The following is a 14,756-nucleotide window of genomic DNA, read 5'->3' as shown; positions in this document are numbered from 1 at the left end:
CGTAACGATGTCCTGTAGCGTCGGTCACGTATCCGGTTTCGGTCGGGAGCTGCCTGCTGCCGAAACGTTGTAGCGATATCTACTGAATTGCAGGGTTCGTGACGGCCAATTATGCTGCCTTCATGAATTCCGTCCCGACTTCGTGGCTCCTGTTGATCGTCAGTCTGCCGACCTCCGGCGCGACTGCCCGCATGCGCATCTGGCGTACCGTCAAGGCGCTCGGCTGCGGCGCGCTGCGGGACGGTGCATACCTGTTGCCGGCGCATGCCGAGCAGGCGGCGCAGTTGCGCGATCTCGCCGACGACGCGCGTAACGGCGAAGGGCAGGCGTGGTTGCTGGACGTCCGCGCGGACGATCCGGCGGACGAAAGCGTGTACAAGTCGCTGTTCGATCGCGCGGGCGATTACGCGGACTGGCTTGCCGAGCTTTCGGAGACCCGCAAGACGCTGCCCGATCTGGCGGGTGCCGATCTCAATCGCCTGCAACGCCGCCACGCTCGTACGTACGAGGCCATTCGAAGCGTCGATTTCTTTCCCGGAGAAACCTCGCTGCGCGCGCATGCGCAATGGCGGGATTTCACCGCCGCGATCGAAGCGTTGCGCTCGCCCGGCGAGCCGCATGCCGCTCAACGCGGCATCCCGCGTCGCGACCCGGCGCAGTATCAGGGCAGGCTGTGGGCGACGCGCCGTCACCTGTGGGTGGATCGCGTCGCCAGCGCGTGGCTGATTCGGCGTTTCATCGATCCGCATGCGCGCTTCGTGTGGCTGGAAAACCTCGCCGATTGTCCGGTCGATGCGCTCGGCTTCGATTTCGACGGCGCCCCGTTCACGCATGTGGGCGATCGCGTGTCGTTCGAGGTGCTGGTCGCGAGCTTTGGACTCGGCGACAACGACGGACTCGTCCGGTTGGGGGCGATGGTGCATGCGCTGGATGTGGGCGCCGCCGCCGTGCCGGAAGCCGGCGGATTCGAGGCCATTCTCGCGGGTGCCCGTAAGCGTCTTGCCGACGACGATGCGTTGCTGATGGAGATCGGCGCCGTACTCGATTCGTTGTACGTGCATTTCCGTGGCAATCGAAAACCCTGACCTTGCTGCCCGCCCGCAACATGAATACACATCGCGACCGCCCGGCCTATACGCTGTGGCAACTGATCCTGTACTTCGCGTGGCTCGGCGCGACGGGTTTCGGCGGGCCGGTTGCGCTCGCCGGCTACATGCATCGGGATCTCGTGGACACGCGCCGATGGATCGCGGACGCGGACTACAAGGAAGGCCTGGCGCTCGCGCAGCTCGCCCCGGGCCCGCTTGCCGCGCAACTGGCGATCTATCTCGGCTACGTGCACTACCGGATCGTCGGCGCCACGATGGTCGGGATCGCGTTCGTGCTGCCGTCGTTTCTGATGGTGGTACTGCTCGGCTACGCATACACGCGATTCGGCGGGCTGACGTGGATGCAGTCGGTGTTCTACGGCGTCGGCGCGGCGGTGATCGGCATCATCGCGATCAGCGCGCGCAAGCTGACCGTGAAAAGCATCGGTCGCGACAAGCTGCTGTGGGCGATCTATCTCGCGCTGGTCGCCGTGACGGTGATCACCGAATCGGAAGCGGCGTGGCTGTTTCTCGCGGCCGGCCTGCTCGTCTGGTTCACGCGCTCGCCGCCCAGGTGGTTACGCCAGCGGCGCGTCAATGCGGTCGTGGCGTTGCCCGTCTCAGCCACCGGCGCGTGGCTTGGCATCGTCGACTGGCCGCAGCTCGCGCAACTCGCCGTCTTCTTTGCGAAGGCCGGCGCCTTCGTGTTCGGCTCGGGGCTCGCGATCGTGCCGTTCCTCTATGGCGGCGTGGTCACCGAGCACCATTGGCTCAACGAGAAGCAGTTCGTCGACGCCGTGGCGGTCGCGATGATCACGCCGGGCCCGGTCGTCATCACGGTCGGCTTCATCGGCTATCTGGTGGCGGGGCTGCCCGGCGCGTGCGTGGCGGCAGCCGGCACGTTCCTGCCGTGCTATCTGTTCACCGTGTTGCCGGCCCCGTACTTCAAGAAATACGGCAGGCTGCCGGCGATCCTGGCATTCGTCGACGGCGTAACGGCCGCGGCCGTCGGCGCGATCACGGGGTCGGTGATCGTGCTGGCCCGACGTTCGATCGTCGACGTGCCCACCGCCTTGATGGCGCTCGCGACGATCGTGTTGCTGGTCAGGTTCAAGAAGCTGTCGGAGCCGGTGGTCGTGGGCGCCGCCGCCGTGATGGGCCTGATCGTGTACCCGCTGTTGCATCACTGACCGTGGAGGCTGCCATGCAATGGATTACGCGACAACGTCCGAAAATCGACAGGGTCGCTTGTCCCTGGCTCATTGCCCGTTTTATCGACGAGACGCCCGAATTTCTGTACGTCCCGCCGGGCGACGTGCTGCGGATCGCCGACGAGACGGGTGCGATCCCGTACGACATTCCGGGGGTGGAATTGACGCACGTCGGCGAGCAATGCAGCTTCGACGCGTTTCTCGACAAATATGGTTTGGCCGACGATCAGGCGTTGCAGCACATGGCCTGCATCATTCGCGGCGCGGATACCTCGCGGCTCGACCTGACGCCGCAGTCCAGCGGGCTTTATGCGATTTCGCTCGGACTGTCGGACATGTTTCCCGACGATCACGAGATGCTGGAGCACGGCCTCGTCATGTACGACGCGCTATATGCGTGGTGCAGGAATTGTCAGGCCGAAGGCCATGCGTGGCCGCCGAAGATGGCGGAGTGACGACGCGGAGAAGGGGATTCGTCGAGCCGTCCGGCGTGGACGCCGGGTTGTTTGCGCGATGAATGAAAAAATGCCCGCGATGCGCGGGCATTTCGTCAACAGTTGCCTTTCTTGGCTTGCCCCGGCGGGCAGAATCCATTTCCCGGCCCGCCTTGCGGCGCGACCACGACCGGTGGGCCAGGAACATAGGCGACGCAGCCGCCGAGCGCACCTACCATGCTCACCGCTGCGAGCCATGCGATAACCCCTTTTTTCACTTCGTTCTCCCGTTGGAAGGAAAGGGCCGTGCGGCCCTCGATGATGCCGTCAGCGCGTCAGAAACTGAAGTTGACGTTGGACTGACTGGTCGTTGCGTTGACGTTTGCCGATTGGGTCGCCCCCGACGCCGCGTCGGCTTCGATCGTGTATTGTCCCGCGGCGGCCGGCGCTGCGGCCAGCGCGATGGGCAGCGAACCCGAGTAGGTGCCGACGATCGGCGCCGCGGCGGGCACGGACAGCGCATAGGCGCCGGTGTCCATGTTCGCGTTGATCGACGTGATCTCGTAGGCGTTCGCGTCGATCGTCTGCAGCGCGCGCACGAAGGCGTTCGCGCTCGCCGTCACCGTACCGCTGACGGTGCTCATCGTCGAGGCCGGCAGCGTGATCGGTGCGGTCGATGCCGACACCGCCGTGGTCGTGTTGACGACCACCGGAACCGAGCGGACGATGCCCGACGCGAAGTTGTTCTGCACGATCACGACATCGTAGTTGCCCTGCGTCGAGCTCTGGATCAGCGGCGACAGCACGAACTTCCCGGAACCGTCGGCCACCGTGCCGCGGACGACCTTGCCGCCTTGTTCGGCATAGACGGTCGCGCCGGCTTCGGCGGATGCGACGTAACCGGAGATCGCGCCGCTCACGACGGTCGGGACCGCGGTGACGACCGGTTTCAGCGCATACGAGCCGTTGCCGCGCTGGACGATCGACTTGCATGCGTTGAAGTCGAGCACGAGATCGACGAGTGTGTTGGGCTGGACCGTGAACGGCTGGATGATCTTGTAGCCGCTTTGCGTCGCGCTCGGCGTGGCGAGCGGCTGTTCCGCGCCGCCGGTCGGGACGACCGAGTTCGCGAGCGTGTTGCCCTGATTCTGCGCGAGCACGAGCCGAACTTGCTGATACTGGCCGGCGGGCAGCGCGGTCTGGCCGAGATCGGCGAGCACGCCGTTGGTCAGCGACAGCAGGTCGATTTTCTGCGGCGTCGCGAGGGCAACGGTCGACCAGCCAGCGTCGTTGTCGGCGGCGTTCGCGTTGGCGTTGACACGGACTTGCGAGACGGTGACGTACACGTGATCGAAGCCGCACGATGGCGCGTCCGTCATCGCGACGTGCAGCGTACCGGTTTGCGTGCCGCCACCGTCGTCGCCGCCGCCGCAAGCCGCGAGGACGAATGGGACGAAGGCGGCGCACAGGGCGCTCTTGATGATGTTGTTCATATGTCACCCCCAAGTGGGATCGTTATTGTGGGTGACGGAAGAATAGCGGCCCCGTAGCTCACTATTTGGGTTTCTTTGAAACGGACGGTAACAATTTGTTCGATTGGTAAATCTTTACCGGAATTGCTTCGTACGAAGCGGGACAAGCGCTTTTGTCATACGTTAGTGGCGCTTTTGGCGCAGAGATCTATCTCAGCGTCTTACGCCAGCAGGTACCGCTGCATGATTGGAGTGACGTCGGTGTAGCTGCGGCGGTGGGTGGCGTGTTCATCTGACGGCGAGAAATTGCTTTGCCAGCGCGAGTTTGCCCGCGGCCCGGATGGACCAGCATGAAGTCGACCATCAGGGCAGGCGGCTTGCTGGCTGTAACACTGAGTTGTCGGCAAAGCAGAGCCGTTGGTGACGGCAATCTGGCAAGATGCTTCGACTGACCGGAGACAGGGTGTCCCATGCACATCGCGATCGTGACCTTCCAGGGCTTCAACGAGCTCGACTCCCTCATTGCGCTCGGCGTGCTCAATCGAATCAGGAAGCCCGGCTGGCGGGTGACCCTGTCTTGCCCGGAGCCTTCCGTCACGTCGATGAACGGGGTAACCGTGCAGGCGCAGTCGACGTTGGCGGACGCTTGCACGGCCGATGCCGTCATCATCGGGAGCGGTATTCAAACCCGGGAGGTCGTCAATGACGCGGCACTGATGGAGCAACTCGAGTTCGACCCTGCCAGGCAGCTTATCGGCGCACAATGTTCGGGCACGTTGATTCTGGCGAAGCTCGGCTTACTCGGCAAAATCCCGGCCTGCACGGATCTCACGACCAAACCCTGGGTGATCGAAGCTGGCGTCGATGTCCTGAATCAGCCGTTCTTCGCTCAAGGTAACGTCGCCACGGCGGGTGGCTGCTTTGCTTCGCCGTATCTGGCCGCGTGGCTCATTGCGCGCCTCGAAGGCGAGGACGCTGCGCGGAGCGCGCTGCACTACGTCGCACCAGTCGGGGAGAAGGACGAGTATGTTTCCCGCGCACTGACGAACATCAAGCCTTACTTGCCGTAGCTCGACGGGAAACGGCGTAGCCTCCATCGCAGTGAGCCGCGATCAGCGAGCTGACAGGCCGCCGCGGTATTCTTCACCGGCGTCATCTCCGGCGCGGATTCACGCTGATCGGGCTGGATAGCGCGTTCCTCGTTACTAGCCCGGCCCGTCGCTGGCGGCCGCGAGAAGCGGCACGACCAGATCGCTGATCGGCGTCGGAATGCCATGCGTTCGTCCGTATCGCTGCACGACGCCATTCCGGCAGTCCCATTCGAGAGGGCGATTGCCTTGCCGGTCGGCAAGAATCGACGTTCCCAGATCGGGCGGAAAGCCATGGAATCCATCGACGATTTCCTGCGGCACTTCATCGCCCAGCTTCGCGCCTTCCGCACGCGCGACCGCGAGACATTCCCGCAAGTAGGCGAGCGACAGTTCGGTGATGTCGCTTCGCGAGAACATGCCGGCGCGGCGGCCGGTCAGCACCATGAGTCCCGCCACGGCGTTCTGCAACAGCTTTCGCCACGCGAGCGAGATGAAATCTTCCGCCACCTCGGGCGAGCAGCGCGTGCCGCGCAAAGCCGAGACCACCACGTTGCTCGCCGGCGTATCGGGCAGGGTGAGCCGAGGCTTGCCCCGCAGCCACACCGACGCGCCCGATTCGCGCTGCGCCGGAAACCAGACGACCGACGGCACGACCTCGGCGCCGGCCGCATACGGTGCGAAGGCGGCTTTTTGCTCGACGCCGTTTTGCAGCACGCAGACGACGGTATTCGCATCACATAGCGCGGCGACCCAGGGCGCCGCGCTCGCCACCTGCGTCGCCTTGACCGCGACGAACACGAGATCGACCTTTTCCTTGACCGCTTGCGGATCGGTCAGCACGGGCCCGGGCACGACGATCTCGCCGCCATCGAAGCGCAACGTCAGCTGCTCGTGCGCCGAGCGGCCGCAGATCACCGGCGTGCGGCCGGCTTCGTGAAGGGCCGCGGCGACGGTCGTTCCGATTGCGCCCGGGCCGATGAGGGCGACGGTCGGGTAGTCAGACTTCGTCATGGTGTTCTTCCTGTTGAGTCATCTGCCAGATGTGGGCGCAGGGCGAGGGCGAGCGGAAAAATCGCCAGGGCGGTCAACGCGGTCGCATACGTGGCGCCGTGCACGCCGATCCTGTCGCCCAGGAAACCGTAGAGAACGGGCGATATCGCGCCCGAGGCGATCGTCCCAGTATAGAAAATCGCGAATGCGCGCTCGGTGCGCTCGGGCGCGGACATCTCCGGGACGGTTCCGTACAGCACCGATGAAGTGCCGTTGAGCATCATGCCCAGGATCGGCAGCAGCACCATGGTAAGCGCCAACGGGAGATATATCACCGCGATGATGCACGCAGCCGTACCGCCCTCCGTGAGCAGCACCGTCCTCACCGTACCCATGCGCGCGCCGAGCCAGCCACACATGAATTTGCCGGCCGCGCCCCCAATGAAAACGAGTGCAAGGGCCGTTCCCAGCAGTTGAGGCGAGACGCCCTTTGCGTTGAGCAGGAAAGGCAGAAAGGTAAGCAGTCCCATGCGTACGGCCGTATCGAGCACGCCGATGGAAAACAGCGCGGGGAATCCGCTTCTCCCCGCGCCATCGCGTTGAGCGGACGCTTGCTCTTTTGCCGGCGTCTTTCCGGCGCCGCGTGGCACGGCGGGAAACCAGAGCGCGATGACGGCGGCCACGACGCAGCCCAGTCCGGCGACGATCCATAGTGCATGACGCCACGGCATCATGGTCACGAGCAGCGAAATGGCGGCCGGCAGCGCTGATTTCCCCAGATCGCCGGAAAAGTTGTAGATGCTCAGCGGGCCTCTCGCGTCGCGCCCGTAGATGCGGGAGACGGCGCCCGATGCGATCGGATGCTGCGTGCTGGATCCGCCGCCCGAAATCGCCAGCGCGACGCCCAACCCGAGCAGTCCACCCGACATGCCCGCGAGCGCATAGCCGAGCGCGGCGAGCAGCGTACCGATTGCGAGCGTCGCGCGGCTGCCCAGACGTTGCGCGAGACGCCCGGCGGACAACTGCAGCGTCGCCATCGTGCCGGCATAGATGCCGCGCAGGATAGCCAGGGCCGCAAAGTCGAGCCCGAATTCCGACTGCCACACGGGTAGCAGCGCGTAGATCATGTCCGTATAGCCATCGTGCATGGCGTGCGCAATGCAGGACAGCCACAGCACGCGCGGCCGCGATGGCGCAGTCTCCGGCACGACGGGAGGGGAAAAAACCGGCAAGCGCATTGTCATTCTCTCCGTACGAGCGGTGAATGGAAGCCGCTCGCGGTATGGTTTTCAGGCTCGACGTGTCAATTTTATGACCGGGATGCCAGCCATTTCAATTGAGCTAAAATCCCGTCAACAGAGAGAAAAAGTCACGTCATGAACGAAAGCCGAGGTGCCGCGAAGCACCGGGACGAGTTGCCCCCGCTCAATGCGCTGCGCGCTTTCGATGCGGTCGCGCGGCACGGCAGCTTCGCCGGTGCAGCGGCGGAACTGCACGTCACCCACTGGGCCGTAGGGAAACAGATCAGGCTGCTGGAGGACTGGTTCGGCCTGCCGTTGTTCGACCGTCGTCCGCGCGGCGTCGTGCTGACCGACGAAGGGGCCGCATTGCTGAATGACGTCAGCCACGCGTTCGAGCGCCTCGGTACCGCGGTGGTGCGGCTGCGCCACAACCCGTTCACGCACCGGATATCGGGCGTCGTGCGGGTGAACGTGCCGATGAGCTTTGCGCTTTGCTGGCTGTTGCCGCGGCTCTCCGATTTCCATTCGCGGTACCCCGACATCGACGTCAGGGTGTCGACGACATCGCGCAAGCTGCGCTATGTCGCCGACGCTTTCGATATCGGTGTTCGCTCCGGTCCCGAGCAAGGCGCGGGCGTCGTGTCGCGCCCGTTGATGCCCGACCTGCGCGTGCCGGCCTGCAATCCCGCCTTGCTGCGCCAGCATCCGATACAGGGCGTGACCGACCTGCGCCATCACACGCTGCTGCATTCGGCCACGACGCGCTCCGCGTGGTCGCACTGGTTGAAGGAAGCGGGCGCTGCCGATCTGCGGGCCGCGCGCCATGTCGAATTCGATCACGTGAATCTTCAGCTTGGCGCGGCCCTCGAGGGGCTCGGCGTGGCGCTGGCGTCGCTGCCGCTGATCGGGCGCGATCTCGCCGAGGGGCGCCTCGTGTGTCCCATCGCATCGCCTGCGTGGCGTGCCGACGACTACATGCTGGTGACGAACGCCGATCGCGCCGACGATGCGGCCGTGTCCGCGTTCGAGGCGTGGATGGAAGGCATGGCGAGTCAGGAGGGTGGCTAGGTTCGCCGATCAGATGCCGCGGCACAACGCCGGAGTAGTGCGGCCACTACTCCGGATTTGCGCGTCGGCGATCAGAAGCCGTGGAACATGCCGATGTTGACCTGAACCTGGTTGCCACCCGATGAGGTGTTGCCAAAGTCGGCAGCCGAAGCCTGCGCGCCCTTGGCATGGACGTAGGCGCCCATCGCGTACAGCGCGGTACTCTTCGACAGCGAGTACGTTGCGCCCAGCGACATCTGGTGGATCGAGGCCATCGTGCGACCTTCGGCAGCTTGCGTGGGCGTCGCTGCGGAACCGTAGACATACGTGTAACCCGTCGCCAGCGACAGCGCCGGCGTGACCCGGTACTGCAGGAGCGCACCCAGCACGTTGAAGTGGATCGACGGCTGGCCATCGTTGCCCTTGTACTGGGCGTTCGAGTAGCGCAAGCCGGCCGTGTACGGACCCACCTCGTATTGCGCGGCGACTTGCGCGATGCCCGCGCTCTTGAACGCATTGCCGCCGTTGTAGCCCGAACTCGGATAGCCGAGCGCGCCACCGAAGCTCGGTTGGGCGGTTGCGTTCAGCCATCCGTTCTCGCCCTGGTTGGCCGCACGAAAGTAGCCGCCGGCGACCGTCAGGCCGCCTTGAGCGTAGGTCGCGGCCGCCGACCACGATTGCCCCGAACCCGTTGCACCGGCCACGCCGCCGAACGAGTACGCGGCTTCAGCCTGGAAGCCGTGGATGATCGGCGAAATGTACTTCACCGCGTTGTTCTGGTTCGTCGTGTTGTCGTTGTTGTCGACGTCGCCCGGCGTCGAGAAGGTCGACGCCGAAATGGCGTCACCCGTCAGGACCTGAACCATTTCCGTCACGGCGTCGAGCTGGCGCCCCATGCGCAACGCGCCGTACTGATTGGACGCGAGGCCCACGTAAGCCTGGCGGTTGAACAGCGAACGCGTGGAGCCGATCGGCCCTTGGCCGCCTATGCCGCCTGTCGCGATGTTGAAACCATTCTCGATCTTGAATACCGCCTGGAGGCCGCCGCCGAGATCCTCCTGCCCCCTGAGGCCCCATTTGTTCGAACCCGCGGCGCCGCCATCGAGGCCGAACCTGCTGTGGCCATTGATGTTCGACGTGTAGCCGATACCTGCATCGAGCATGCCATACAGGGTGACGGACGACTGTGCCATTGCTGCCGAAGATGCTGCGAAGGCGGCAACAGCGATAACGCTGATGTTGATTTTTTTGTTTTTCATCTGCATTTCACTGTCAGGAGTGGGTTTCGGGATGGATTGAAGCGGCTTTTTTCGTATTCGAATGCAGGTGACGGCGCACGGCCTGCGCGTCGTCTCGGTCGCAACGGCCGGCGTCATGTTCTACAAATCGGCATGCCAAATTCGCTCATTTCGTGATCCTTACAATTTTCCTTGCTCCGTTGGCGAAACCGGACCATGCTCCACCTTCGACAAAAAACGGGCTGGAAATACCGGCCATCCTTGCGGACTGACCAAGCGTCCGGTTCAGCTACTGGCGACGTGCGCCAATACAGCCTGGCCGCACTTTGCAAGTGTAAAAACCATATCAGGAACATAAATTCCCGTCAAAATTTGTTTGATATAAGTTAATCTCGTCTGATTGCTGGGCGCCTTACGGGATTTCCCTTATAAGAATTGGCAGGACGACGTGTTACCGAAGTCCGCGCCATCACGCTGATGATGTCGGCAACGGTAAGCGAATGCGGGCTAGGTGGGTGTGAGGGCGATATCCAACTGCAGGGGCCGCCACGACGACCGATAATCAGAGAGGAAAGTATCGATTGGCAGGTCTCGTTGATTGCGTAGCGCCGGCCGAATTCGGTCGTTCGACAAGTCGAGATTCATCGCTGAAAATCGGTCGCCAAGGTTCGTTCTTGGTAACCGTTTCATTTGCTCCCGGATTGCAATAATCGAAACGGAAAAGGCGATTGTTGAATATCCGTCCATATTGGCCGGAAACTCGCGAGACAAGCGAATGGCGCTACTGTTCGGCGGTGCGCTGAATGACGCAGGCGTTGCGACAGCCGTCGTCGCCCGCGATCTCGATCTGCGCGCGGGCGAACCGGCTAATGCGGATGCTGGGGAACGGGTGTTTCCGGGCCGGCAGCCAGCGCCTGGTATCGGCCCCCGATTGCGATCGAGCGTCGGTCGCAGCCGAAATCAGCCCTCGATCTTGCGCTGCATTAGATAGAATTTCATATCGTCGCGGCCATGCATTGAAATCGGTATCGGATCGCGATCAAAGCCGAGCATTTCATAGAATTGGTATGCCGATTCGCGCGCCGTACACCAGAGCAGGGTGCCATGCTGTTCGCGGACATGGCGAAGGGACAGATTGACCAGCAGGCGTCCGAATCCCAGGCCACGTACCGACGGATGGACGGCCATGCCGCGAAGGCGCCACGCTTCAGCGTTCGAAACGCCGGATTGCTCTTCTTTACACACCGATGCCACGGCAACGATATTCTCGTTGTCACGAACGGCAAAATGCATTGTCGTTGGGGCGTGGTCTCCGTGTAGAGCGCTTCCCTCTTCATCTCCAGCCATCAAGACTGCGGCCCTGAGGGGATAGGTTTCTTCCGCACGGACGGCGCAGATGGTAAAGCGCACATCTTGTGAAGTCATATAATTATCGGCTCTCTTCGTGACGCAGATTTTCTTCCAATTCTCTTTCGGCATGCCTACTCGCAAAATTAGCAGTTGCCGGGCATGGCCAGTAAGGGTAATTTCCTATCAGTTTCGTTTTTGAATCATACGCTAACTGCGATCACAGATGACGTCGAAAGTCTCGACAGATGCAGAACTGGCCTACGACGAGATCCGGTCGAGGATCTTTGACGGCCGCCTTGCGCCTGGGCAGAAAGTATCCCACCGAGGTCTGGCGGACGAACTGGGTTTCGGCCAAATGCCGGTGCGCAGCGCATTGCATTTGCTCGAGTCCGAAGGGCTGGTCGTCGTGATCGAAAAGAGTGGCACCTATGTCGCGTCGCCGACTACCAGCGATCTCCGCGAAATTTTTGAAATGCGGCTGGCCCTGGAGAGTACCGCAGCGTTTCTTGCAGCGAGATCGGGCGTAACGGCAGGTCTTTGCGAGGCGGCAGCAAAAATGCAGGAACTGGTTGACCGAGACGTCTCGGACATCATGCTCGAGCAACGTATCGGTTGGGTGTTTCATCAAGAGTTGTTTGCTGCCGCACGGAACGTACGAATCTCATCGGCGTATGGTCTATTGCGGGCCCAGACCCTGGCCCTGAACGAAATCCCGCGCGGCGACGCGGAAACCGTTCGGCGCGGCACGATCGAGCACCTGAATATCTTTGACGCAATCGAAGCGAACGACGGCGAGCTTGCACGTCAGCATATGTGGAATCACATCGTTGACGGTACGCCGGCACGAATAAAACTGCTAAAGGCACGGCATGAACACGAAAAATAAAGGGCTTTCCCTCCCGATGCAAATGTTTGGCGGACTGGTCCTGGGCGTCGCTTGCGGCGTGTTTGCGCCAGGCTTTGCCGCGAAGCTGGGCTTTCTGAGCACGATGTTCGGCCACGCGATCAAGATGGTCGTCATGCCGTTGATCTTCCTGTCGGTCACGGTCGGGGTCTTTCGTGCGGGCAGGCTTCGCGAGCGGCTCGGAAAGGTCGCCCTGTCCAGTATCGGCTTCTTCGTTTTCATGACTGGCTTGGCTGCATCGTTCGGCCTGCTGCTCAACTTCGTATTTCGACCGGGTCTCGGGGCAAGCGTGACTCACTCTGGATCGATGCCCGCAGCGCTCGCGTCCAGCATCGACTGGACGAAATTCCTCGTTGATCTGATCCCCGCCAACATCGTCGCTGCGCTTTCTGCCGGGAATTCTCTCCCGGTGCTCGTTTTCGGCGTCATTTTCGGCGCGGCATTGTCGGCTGCGCCGGAGCGTGCCGAGCCTGCGATCGCCGTTTTCGAGGCGCTGCTGTCGGGGCTGTTCAAGATGATCCAGTGGGTGATCGCATGGTCGCCGCTCGCGATCTTCGCCGCGATCGCGCAGTTGTTGTCAGCCAAGGGCTTTGCGGGTGCGCACTCGCTTGTCGAGCTTCTGGGCGTGGCCTATCTCGGCATGGCGGTTCTGGCGGTCGTACTCACCATCGTCATTCGCGTCGCCGGTCAGTCGCCGCTCGCCGTGCTCAGGAAGGTGAAGGAACCACTGATCCTCGGTTTCACGACGCGTTCGTCTGAAATTACCTATCCGTTGCACCTGAAGAAGCTGGTTGAATTGGGCGTGCCCTACGGCGTGGCGTCCACGATTTTGCCGCTGGCCTATATTTTCAATCGCGACGGCGCGGTGCTCTACACGGCCCTTGCGGTCGGTTATCTGGCCGACGCCTATCACCTTGTCTGGTCCTGGCCGCTGGTGATCACGATCTTGATCTTGACGATCATCACCATCGACGGCGCAGCCAATGTGCCCTCCGGCGCGATCGTCGCCATCACCATCGTGCTCACGTCGATCGGGTTGCCGGCCGATGCGGTGCTGCTGCTGTTGGGCGTTGACGCCTTTTTCGACATGGGGAGAACCGCCCTCAACGTCTACGGAAGCACGGCGGCCGCTGCTGTTGCGGTGAGGCTGTCCGGTTCGGACAGTATGGCCGCAGAGCCCGTGACTCGTCAGGCGAGCGTGTAGGTGCTCCGGAAGCGACGGGCGCTGCGCGTTTCAAGGTTGCGTGTGCCCATTGCAAGACGCTGGCGTACGTCCACTCGAGCATCCAGGCACGACGAGGAGACGAGACTGGATGAGCGAGCGTCTTTATCAATTTACAGTTAGTAGAACGGCGTATCGTTGCAGGAGAAACATGATGATTGGTTCAGAATCCGCAGATTTTTTCATGCTGCGCTTGGGCACGCCGCATCCGTCGTGGACATTCACCGATGACAGCAACATGATCGGTATCGTCGATTGCGACGGGGTGATGAGTGCCATGTTCGAGCTGGATCGCAACCAGGTCGCACGGATTAGAAGATTGGGCCAATCGGTGGAGAGAATCAGGTGTACGTGCGAACGCGCTGGCCGGGAGCTGCACTTTTATCTCCATGGCAGGCAGGTGTCCCAGGGCGTGTGGGTCGGGGTTGCGTCCGCCGATCCTGACTATCTGCCGACTGAAGCGATGATCGCAACATGGGAAGTACCGAAGCTCGTCGATGCGTTCAGGTTGACGGGCGTGGATGCAGACCTGGTCGCATCGGTTAGCCTGGCCTAAACTGCGATCACAGATTGTCGTGCAGGCTCGAGCCGGGGAGTCCCGATCGGCGGGGCCGATCGTTTGACATGCCCGTCTGTCTATACGCGTACGCCGTTCAACGCACATGGTTCTGGCACACATCAACCTCGGATCGCCAGAACCAATTTGCTGGTCAGTTCATCGGCCAGCGCTTTTTATTCATTGAGCCGATCGCATCGGTTCGTTTGCTGCACGCCCTCCGATCAAGGAGAGGCGTGCCGCGCTGAAGTCCCCGTCGAGCGAAGACGTCCGGAGTCAGTTCACGCGAGCGCAAGGCGAGCGGAGCGCATCAAGGCGCCCTGGGGAGATCACTCGTCCTCAATGCCGGGTGGTTCTGCACCGCCGAGCCGAGCGCTTGCTTCCCCATGCATCCCGCCAGCCAATGACAATGACTGTGACCTTCTTCCCCGTCACGCACGACGACGCCGACACCCTCGTCGCGATCCGCATCGCCGCGATGCGCGACAGCCTCGAACGCATCGGCCGTTTCGATCCGCAGCGTGCGCGCGACCGGTTTCTCGCGTCGTTCGACCCGGCGCTATGCCGTTTCATCGAAGCCGAGTATTCGCGTGTGGGCTTCTACACGCTGCGCCCGATGGCGGATCACTGGCTGCTCGACCACCTGTACGTCGTGCCCGCGCATCAGGGGAAGGGCATCGGCGCCGCCGTGCTGCGCGAGATCCTTGCCGAAGCCGACGAACACCGGATGCCCGTTCGCATCGGCGCATTGCGCGGCAGCGACTCGAACCGCTTCTACGAACGGCACGGCTTCGTGCGAACCGACGAAGCGGAATGGGACATCTACTACCGGCGCGAACCGGGCGCGGCAACGACGTAGCATTCGCGTGATGCATTCCGCTTGAAATCGACACGCACGCATTAGCGTTTCCA

Annotated in this window: 14 protein-coding genes; 9 read left to right on the top strand and 5 right to left on the bottom strand. The window is 62.6% G+C overall.

What is annotated here, in order from left to right; all coding sequences use genetic code 11:
* Positions 1-122 precede the first annotated feature (122 nt).
* Genes HWX03_RS06040 through HWX03_RS06030 form a run of 3 tightly spaced genes read left to right on the top strand, consistent with a single transcriptional unit; the run spans position 123 to position 2,754 of the window.
* A complete protein-coding gene (locus tag HWX03_RS06040) occupies positions 123-1,085 on the top strand; it encodes a chromate resistance protein ChrB domain-containing protein (RefSeq protein ID WP_175870667.1) in 963 nt (320 codons plus the stop codon).
* Between the two features lie 20 nt (positions 1,086-1,105).
* Positions 1,106-2,278: a chromate transporter gene (locus HWX03_RS06035; protein ID WP_175820970.1), complete on the top strand. Its 1,173-nt coding sequence runs from the start codon at positions 1,106-1,108 to the stop codon at positions 2,276-2,278.
* 14 nt (positions 2,279-2,292) lie between these two features.
* Positions 2,293-2,754 (top strand): chromate resistance protein ChrB domain-containing protein, encoded by a 462-nt coding sequence (locus tag HWX03_RS06030; protein WP_175820971.1) that lies wholly within the window; start codon positions 2,293-2,295, stop codon positions 2,752-2,754.
* Positions 2,755-3,068: 314 nt separating this feature from the next.
* Here HWX03_RS06030 and HWX03_RS06025 read toward each other — a convergent pair whose 3' ends face one another.
* Positions 3,069-4,226, bottom strand: coding sequence for a DUF4382 domain-containing protein (locus HWX03_RS06025; RefSeq protein WP_175870666.1), 1,158 nt, complete (start codon positions 4,224-4,226; stop codon positions 3,069-3,071).
* 449 nt (positions 4,227-4,675) lie between these two features.
* On the opposite strand from HWX03_RS06025, the gene HWX03_RS06020 reads away from it, so the two are divergent.
* Positions 4,676-5,275, top strand: a complete 600-nt coding sequence (locus tag HWX03_RS06020; protein ID WP_175870665.1) for a DJ-1/PfpI family protein — start codon at positions 4,676-4,678, stop codon at positions 5,273-5,275.
* A 135-nt stretch (positions 5,276-5,410) separates the two neighbouring features.
* Here HWX03_RS06020 and HWX03_RS06015 read toward each other — a convergent pair whose 3' ends face one another.
* Both HWX03_RS06015 and HWX03_RS06010 read right to left on the bottom strand, forming a co-directional pair.
* The gene (locus tag HWX03_RS06015) at positions 5,411-6,307 is read right to left on the bottom strand and encodes an oxidoreductase (protein ID WP_175870664.1); all 897 of its coding nucleotides are present in this window, start codon (positions 6,305-6,307) and stop codon (positions 5,411-5,413) included.
* Entirely contained in the window at positions 6,304-7,524 is a 1,221-nt protein-coding gene (locus HWX03_RS06010; protein ID WP_175820975.1) for an MFS transporter, read from the bottom strand. The genes HWX03_RS06015 and HWX03_RS06010 overlap by 4 nt, the downstream gene beginning before the upstream one ends.
* 138 nt (positions 7,525-7,662) lie before the next feature.
* On the opposite strand from HWX03_RS06010, the gene gcvA reads away from it, so the two are divergent.
* On the top strand, positions 7,663-8,595 hold the full coding sequence (gcvA, locus tag HWX03_RS06005) for a transcriptional regulator GcvA (RefSeq protein ID WP_175870663.1): 933 nt from the start codon (positions 7,663-7,665) through the stop codon (positions 8,593-8,595).
* Positions 8,596-8,666: 71 nt separating this feature from the next.
* Here the strand turns inward: gcvA and HWX03_RS06000 are convergent, their stop codons facing one another.
* Positions 8,667-9,833, bottom strand: coding sequence for a porin (locus HWX03_RS06000; protein ID WP_175821475.1), 1,167 nt, complete (start codon positions 9,831-9,833; stop codon positions 8,667-8,669).
* A gap of 939 nt (positions 9,834-10,772) precedes the next feature.
* Positions 10,773-11,237: a GNAT family N-acetyltransferase gene (locus HWX03_RS05995; RefSeq protein ID WP_175871129.1), complete on the bottom strand. Its 465-nt coding sequence runs from the start codon at positions 11,235-11,237 to the stop codon at positions 10,773-10,775.
* Positions 11,238-11,385: 148 nt separating this feature from the next.
* Between HWX03_RS05995 and HWX03_RS05990 the strand changes: the two genes are divergently transcribed.
* The 4 genes from HWX03_RS05990 to HWX03_RS05975 all read left to right on the top strand — a co-directional run bounded on the left by HWX03_RS05990 (position 11,386) and on the right by HWX03_RS05975 (position 14,703).
* A complete protein-coding gene (locus HWX03_RS05990; protein ID WP_175870662.1) occupies positions 11,386-12,048 on the top strand; it encodes a GntR family transcriptional regulator in 663 nt (220 codons plus the stop codon).
* Positions 12,032-13,270 carry a dicarboxylate/amino acid:cation symporter gene (locus HWX03_RS05985; RefSeq protein WP_175870661.1) on the top strand — a complete coding sequence of 413 codons (1,239 nt, stop codon included), beginning with the start codon at positions 12,032-12,034 and terminating at the stop codon, positions 13,268-13,270. Before HWX03_RS05990 ends, HWX03_RS05985 begins: the two co-directional genes overlap by 17 nt.
* Before the next feature lie 169 nt (positions 13,271-13,439).
* Positions 13,440-13,844 (top strand): hypothetical protein, encoded by a 405-nt coding sequence (locus tag HWX03_RS05980; RefSeq protein WP_175871128.1) that lies wholly within the window; start codon positions 13,440-13,442, stop codon positions 13,842-13,844.
* Between the two features lie 409 nt (positions 13,845-14,253).
* Positions 14,254-14,703: a GNAT family N-acetyltransferase gene (locus HWX03_RS05975; protein ID WP_175870660.1), complete on the top strand. Its 450-nt coding sequence runs from the start codon at positions 14,254-14,256 to the stop codon at positions 14,701-14,703.
* The last annotated feature ends 53 nt before the right edge of the window (positions 14,704-14,756 follow it).

Source organism: Burkholderia sp. BCC0397 (assembly GCF_902832865.1).
GTDB lineage: Bacteria > Pseudomonadota > Gammaproteobacteria > Burkholderiales > Burkholderiaceae > Burkholderia.
This window is presented reverse-complemented; position numbering and strand designations above follow the sequence as displayed.

Excerpts from the sequence above, each read along its gene's own strand:
- HWX03_RS06035 (WP_175820970.1), top strand. The coding sequence starts at position 1,106 with ATGAATACACATCGCGACCGCCCGGCCTATACGCTGTGGCAACTGATC.
- HWX03_RS05985 (WP_175870661.1), top strand. The coding sequence starts at position 12,032 with ATGAACACGAAAAATAAAGGGCTTTCCCTCCCGATGCAAATGTTTGGC.
- HWX03_RS06030 (WP_175820971.1), top strand. The coding sequence starts at position 2,293 with ATGCAATGGATTACGCGACAACGTCCGAAAATCGACAGGGTCGCTTGT.
- HWX03_RS06040 (WP_175870667.1), top strand. The coding sequence starts at position 123 with ATGAATTCCGTCCCGACTTCGTGGCTCCTGTTGATCGTCAGTCTGCCG.
- HWX03_RS06010 (WP_175820975.1), bottom strand. The coding sequence starts at position 7,524 with ATGCGCTTGCCGGTTTTTTCCCCTCCCGTCGTGCCGGAGACTGCGCCA.
- HWX03_RS06020 (WP_175870665.1), top strand. The coding sequence starts at position 4,676 with ATGCACATCGCGATCGTGACCTTCCAGGGCTTCAACGAGCTCGACTCC.
- gcvA (WP_175870663.1), top strand. The coding sequence starts at position 7,663 with ATGAACGAAAGCCGAGGTGCCGCGAAGCACCGGGACGAGTTGCCCCCG.
- HWX03_RS05980 (WP_175871128.1), top strand. The coding sequence starts at position 13,440 with ATGATGATTGGTTCAGAATCCGCAGATTTTTTCATGCTGCGCTTGGGC.
- HWX03_RS05975 (WP_175870660.1), top strand. The coding sequence starts at position 14,254 with ATGACTGTGACCTTCTTCCCCGTCACGCACGACGACGCCGACACCCTC.
- HWX03_RS05990 (WP_175870662.1), top strand. The coding sequence starts at position 11,386 with ATGACGTCGAAAGTCTCGACAGATGCAGAACTGGCCTACGACGAGATC.
- HWX03_RS06025 (WP_175870666.1), bottom strand. The coding sequence starts at position 4,226 with ATGAACAACATCATCAAGAGCGCCCTGTGCGCCGCCTTCGTCCCATTC.
- HWX03_RS05995 (WP_175871129.1), bottom strand. The coding sequence starts at position 11,237 with ATGACTTCACAAGATGTGCGCTTTACCATCTGCGCCGTCCGTGCGGAA.
- HWX03_RS06000 (WP_175821475.1), bottom strand. The coding sequence starts at position 9,833 with ATGAAAAACAAAAAAATCAACATCAGCGTTATCGCTGTTGCCGCCTTC.
- HWX03_RS06015 (WP_175870664.1), bottom strand. The coding sequence starts at position 6,307 with ATGACGAAGTCTGACTACCCGACCGTCGCCCTCATCGGCCCGGGCGCA.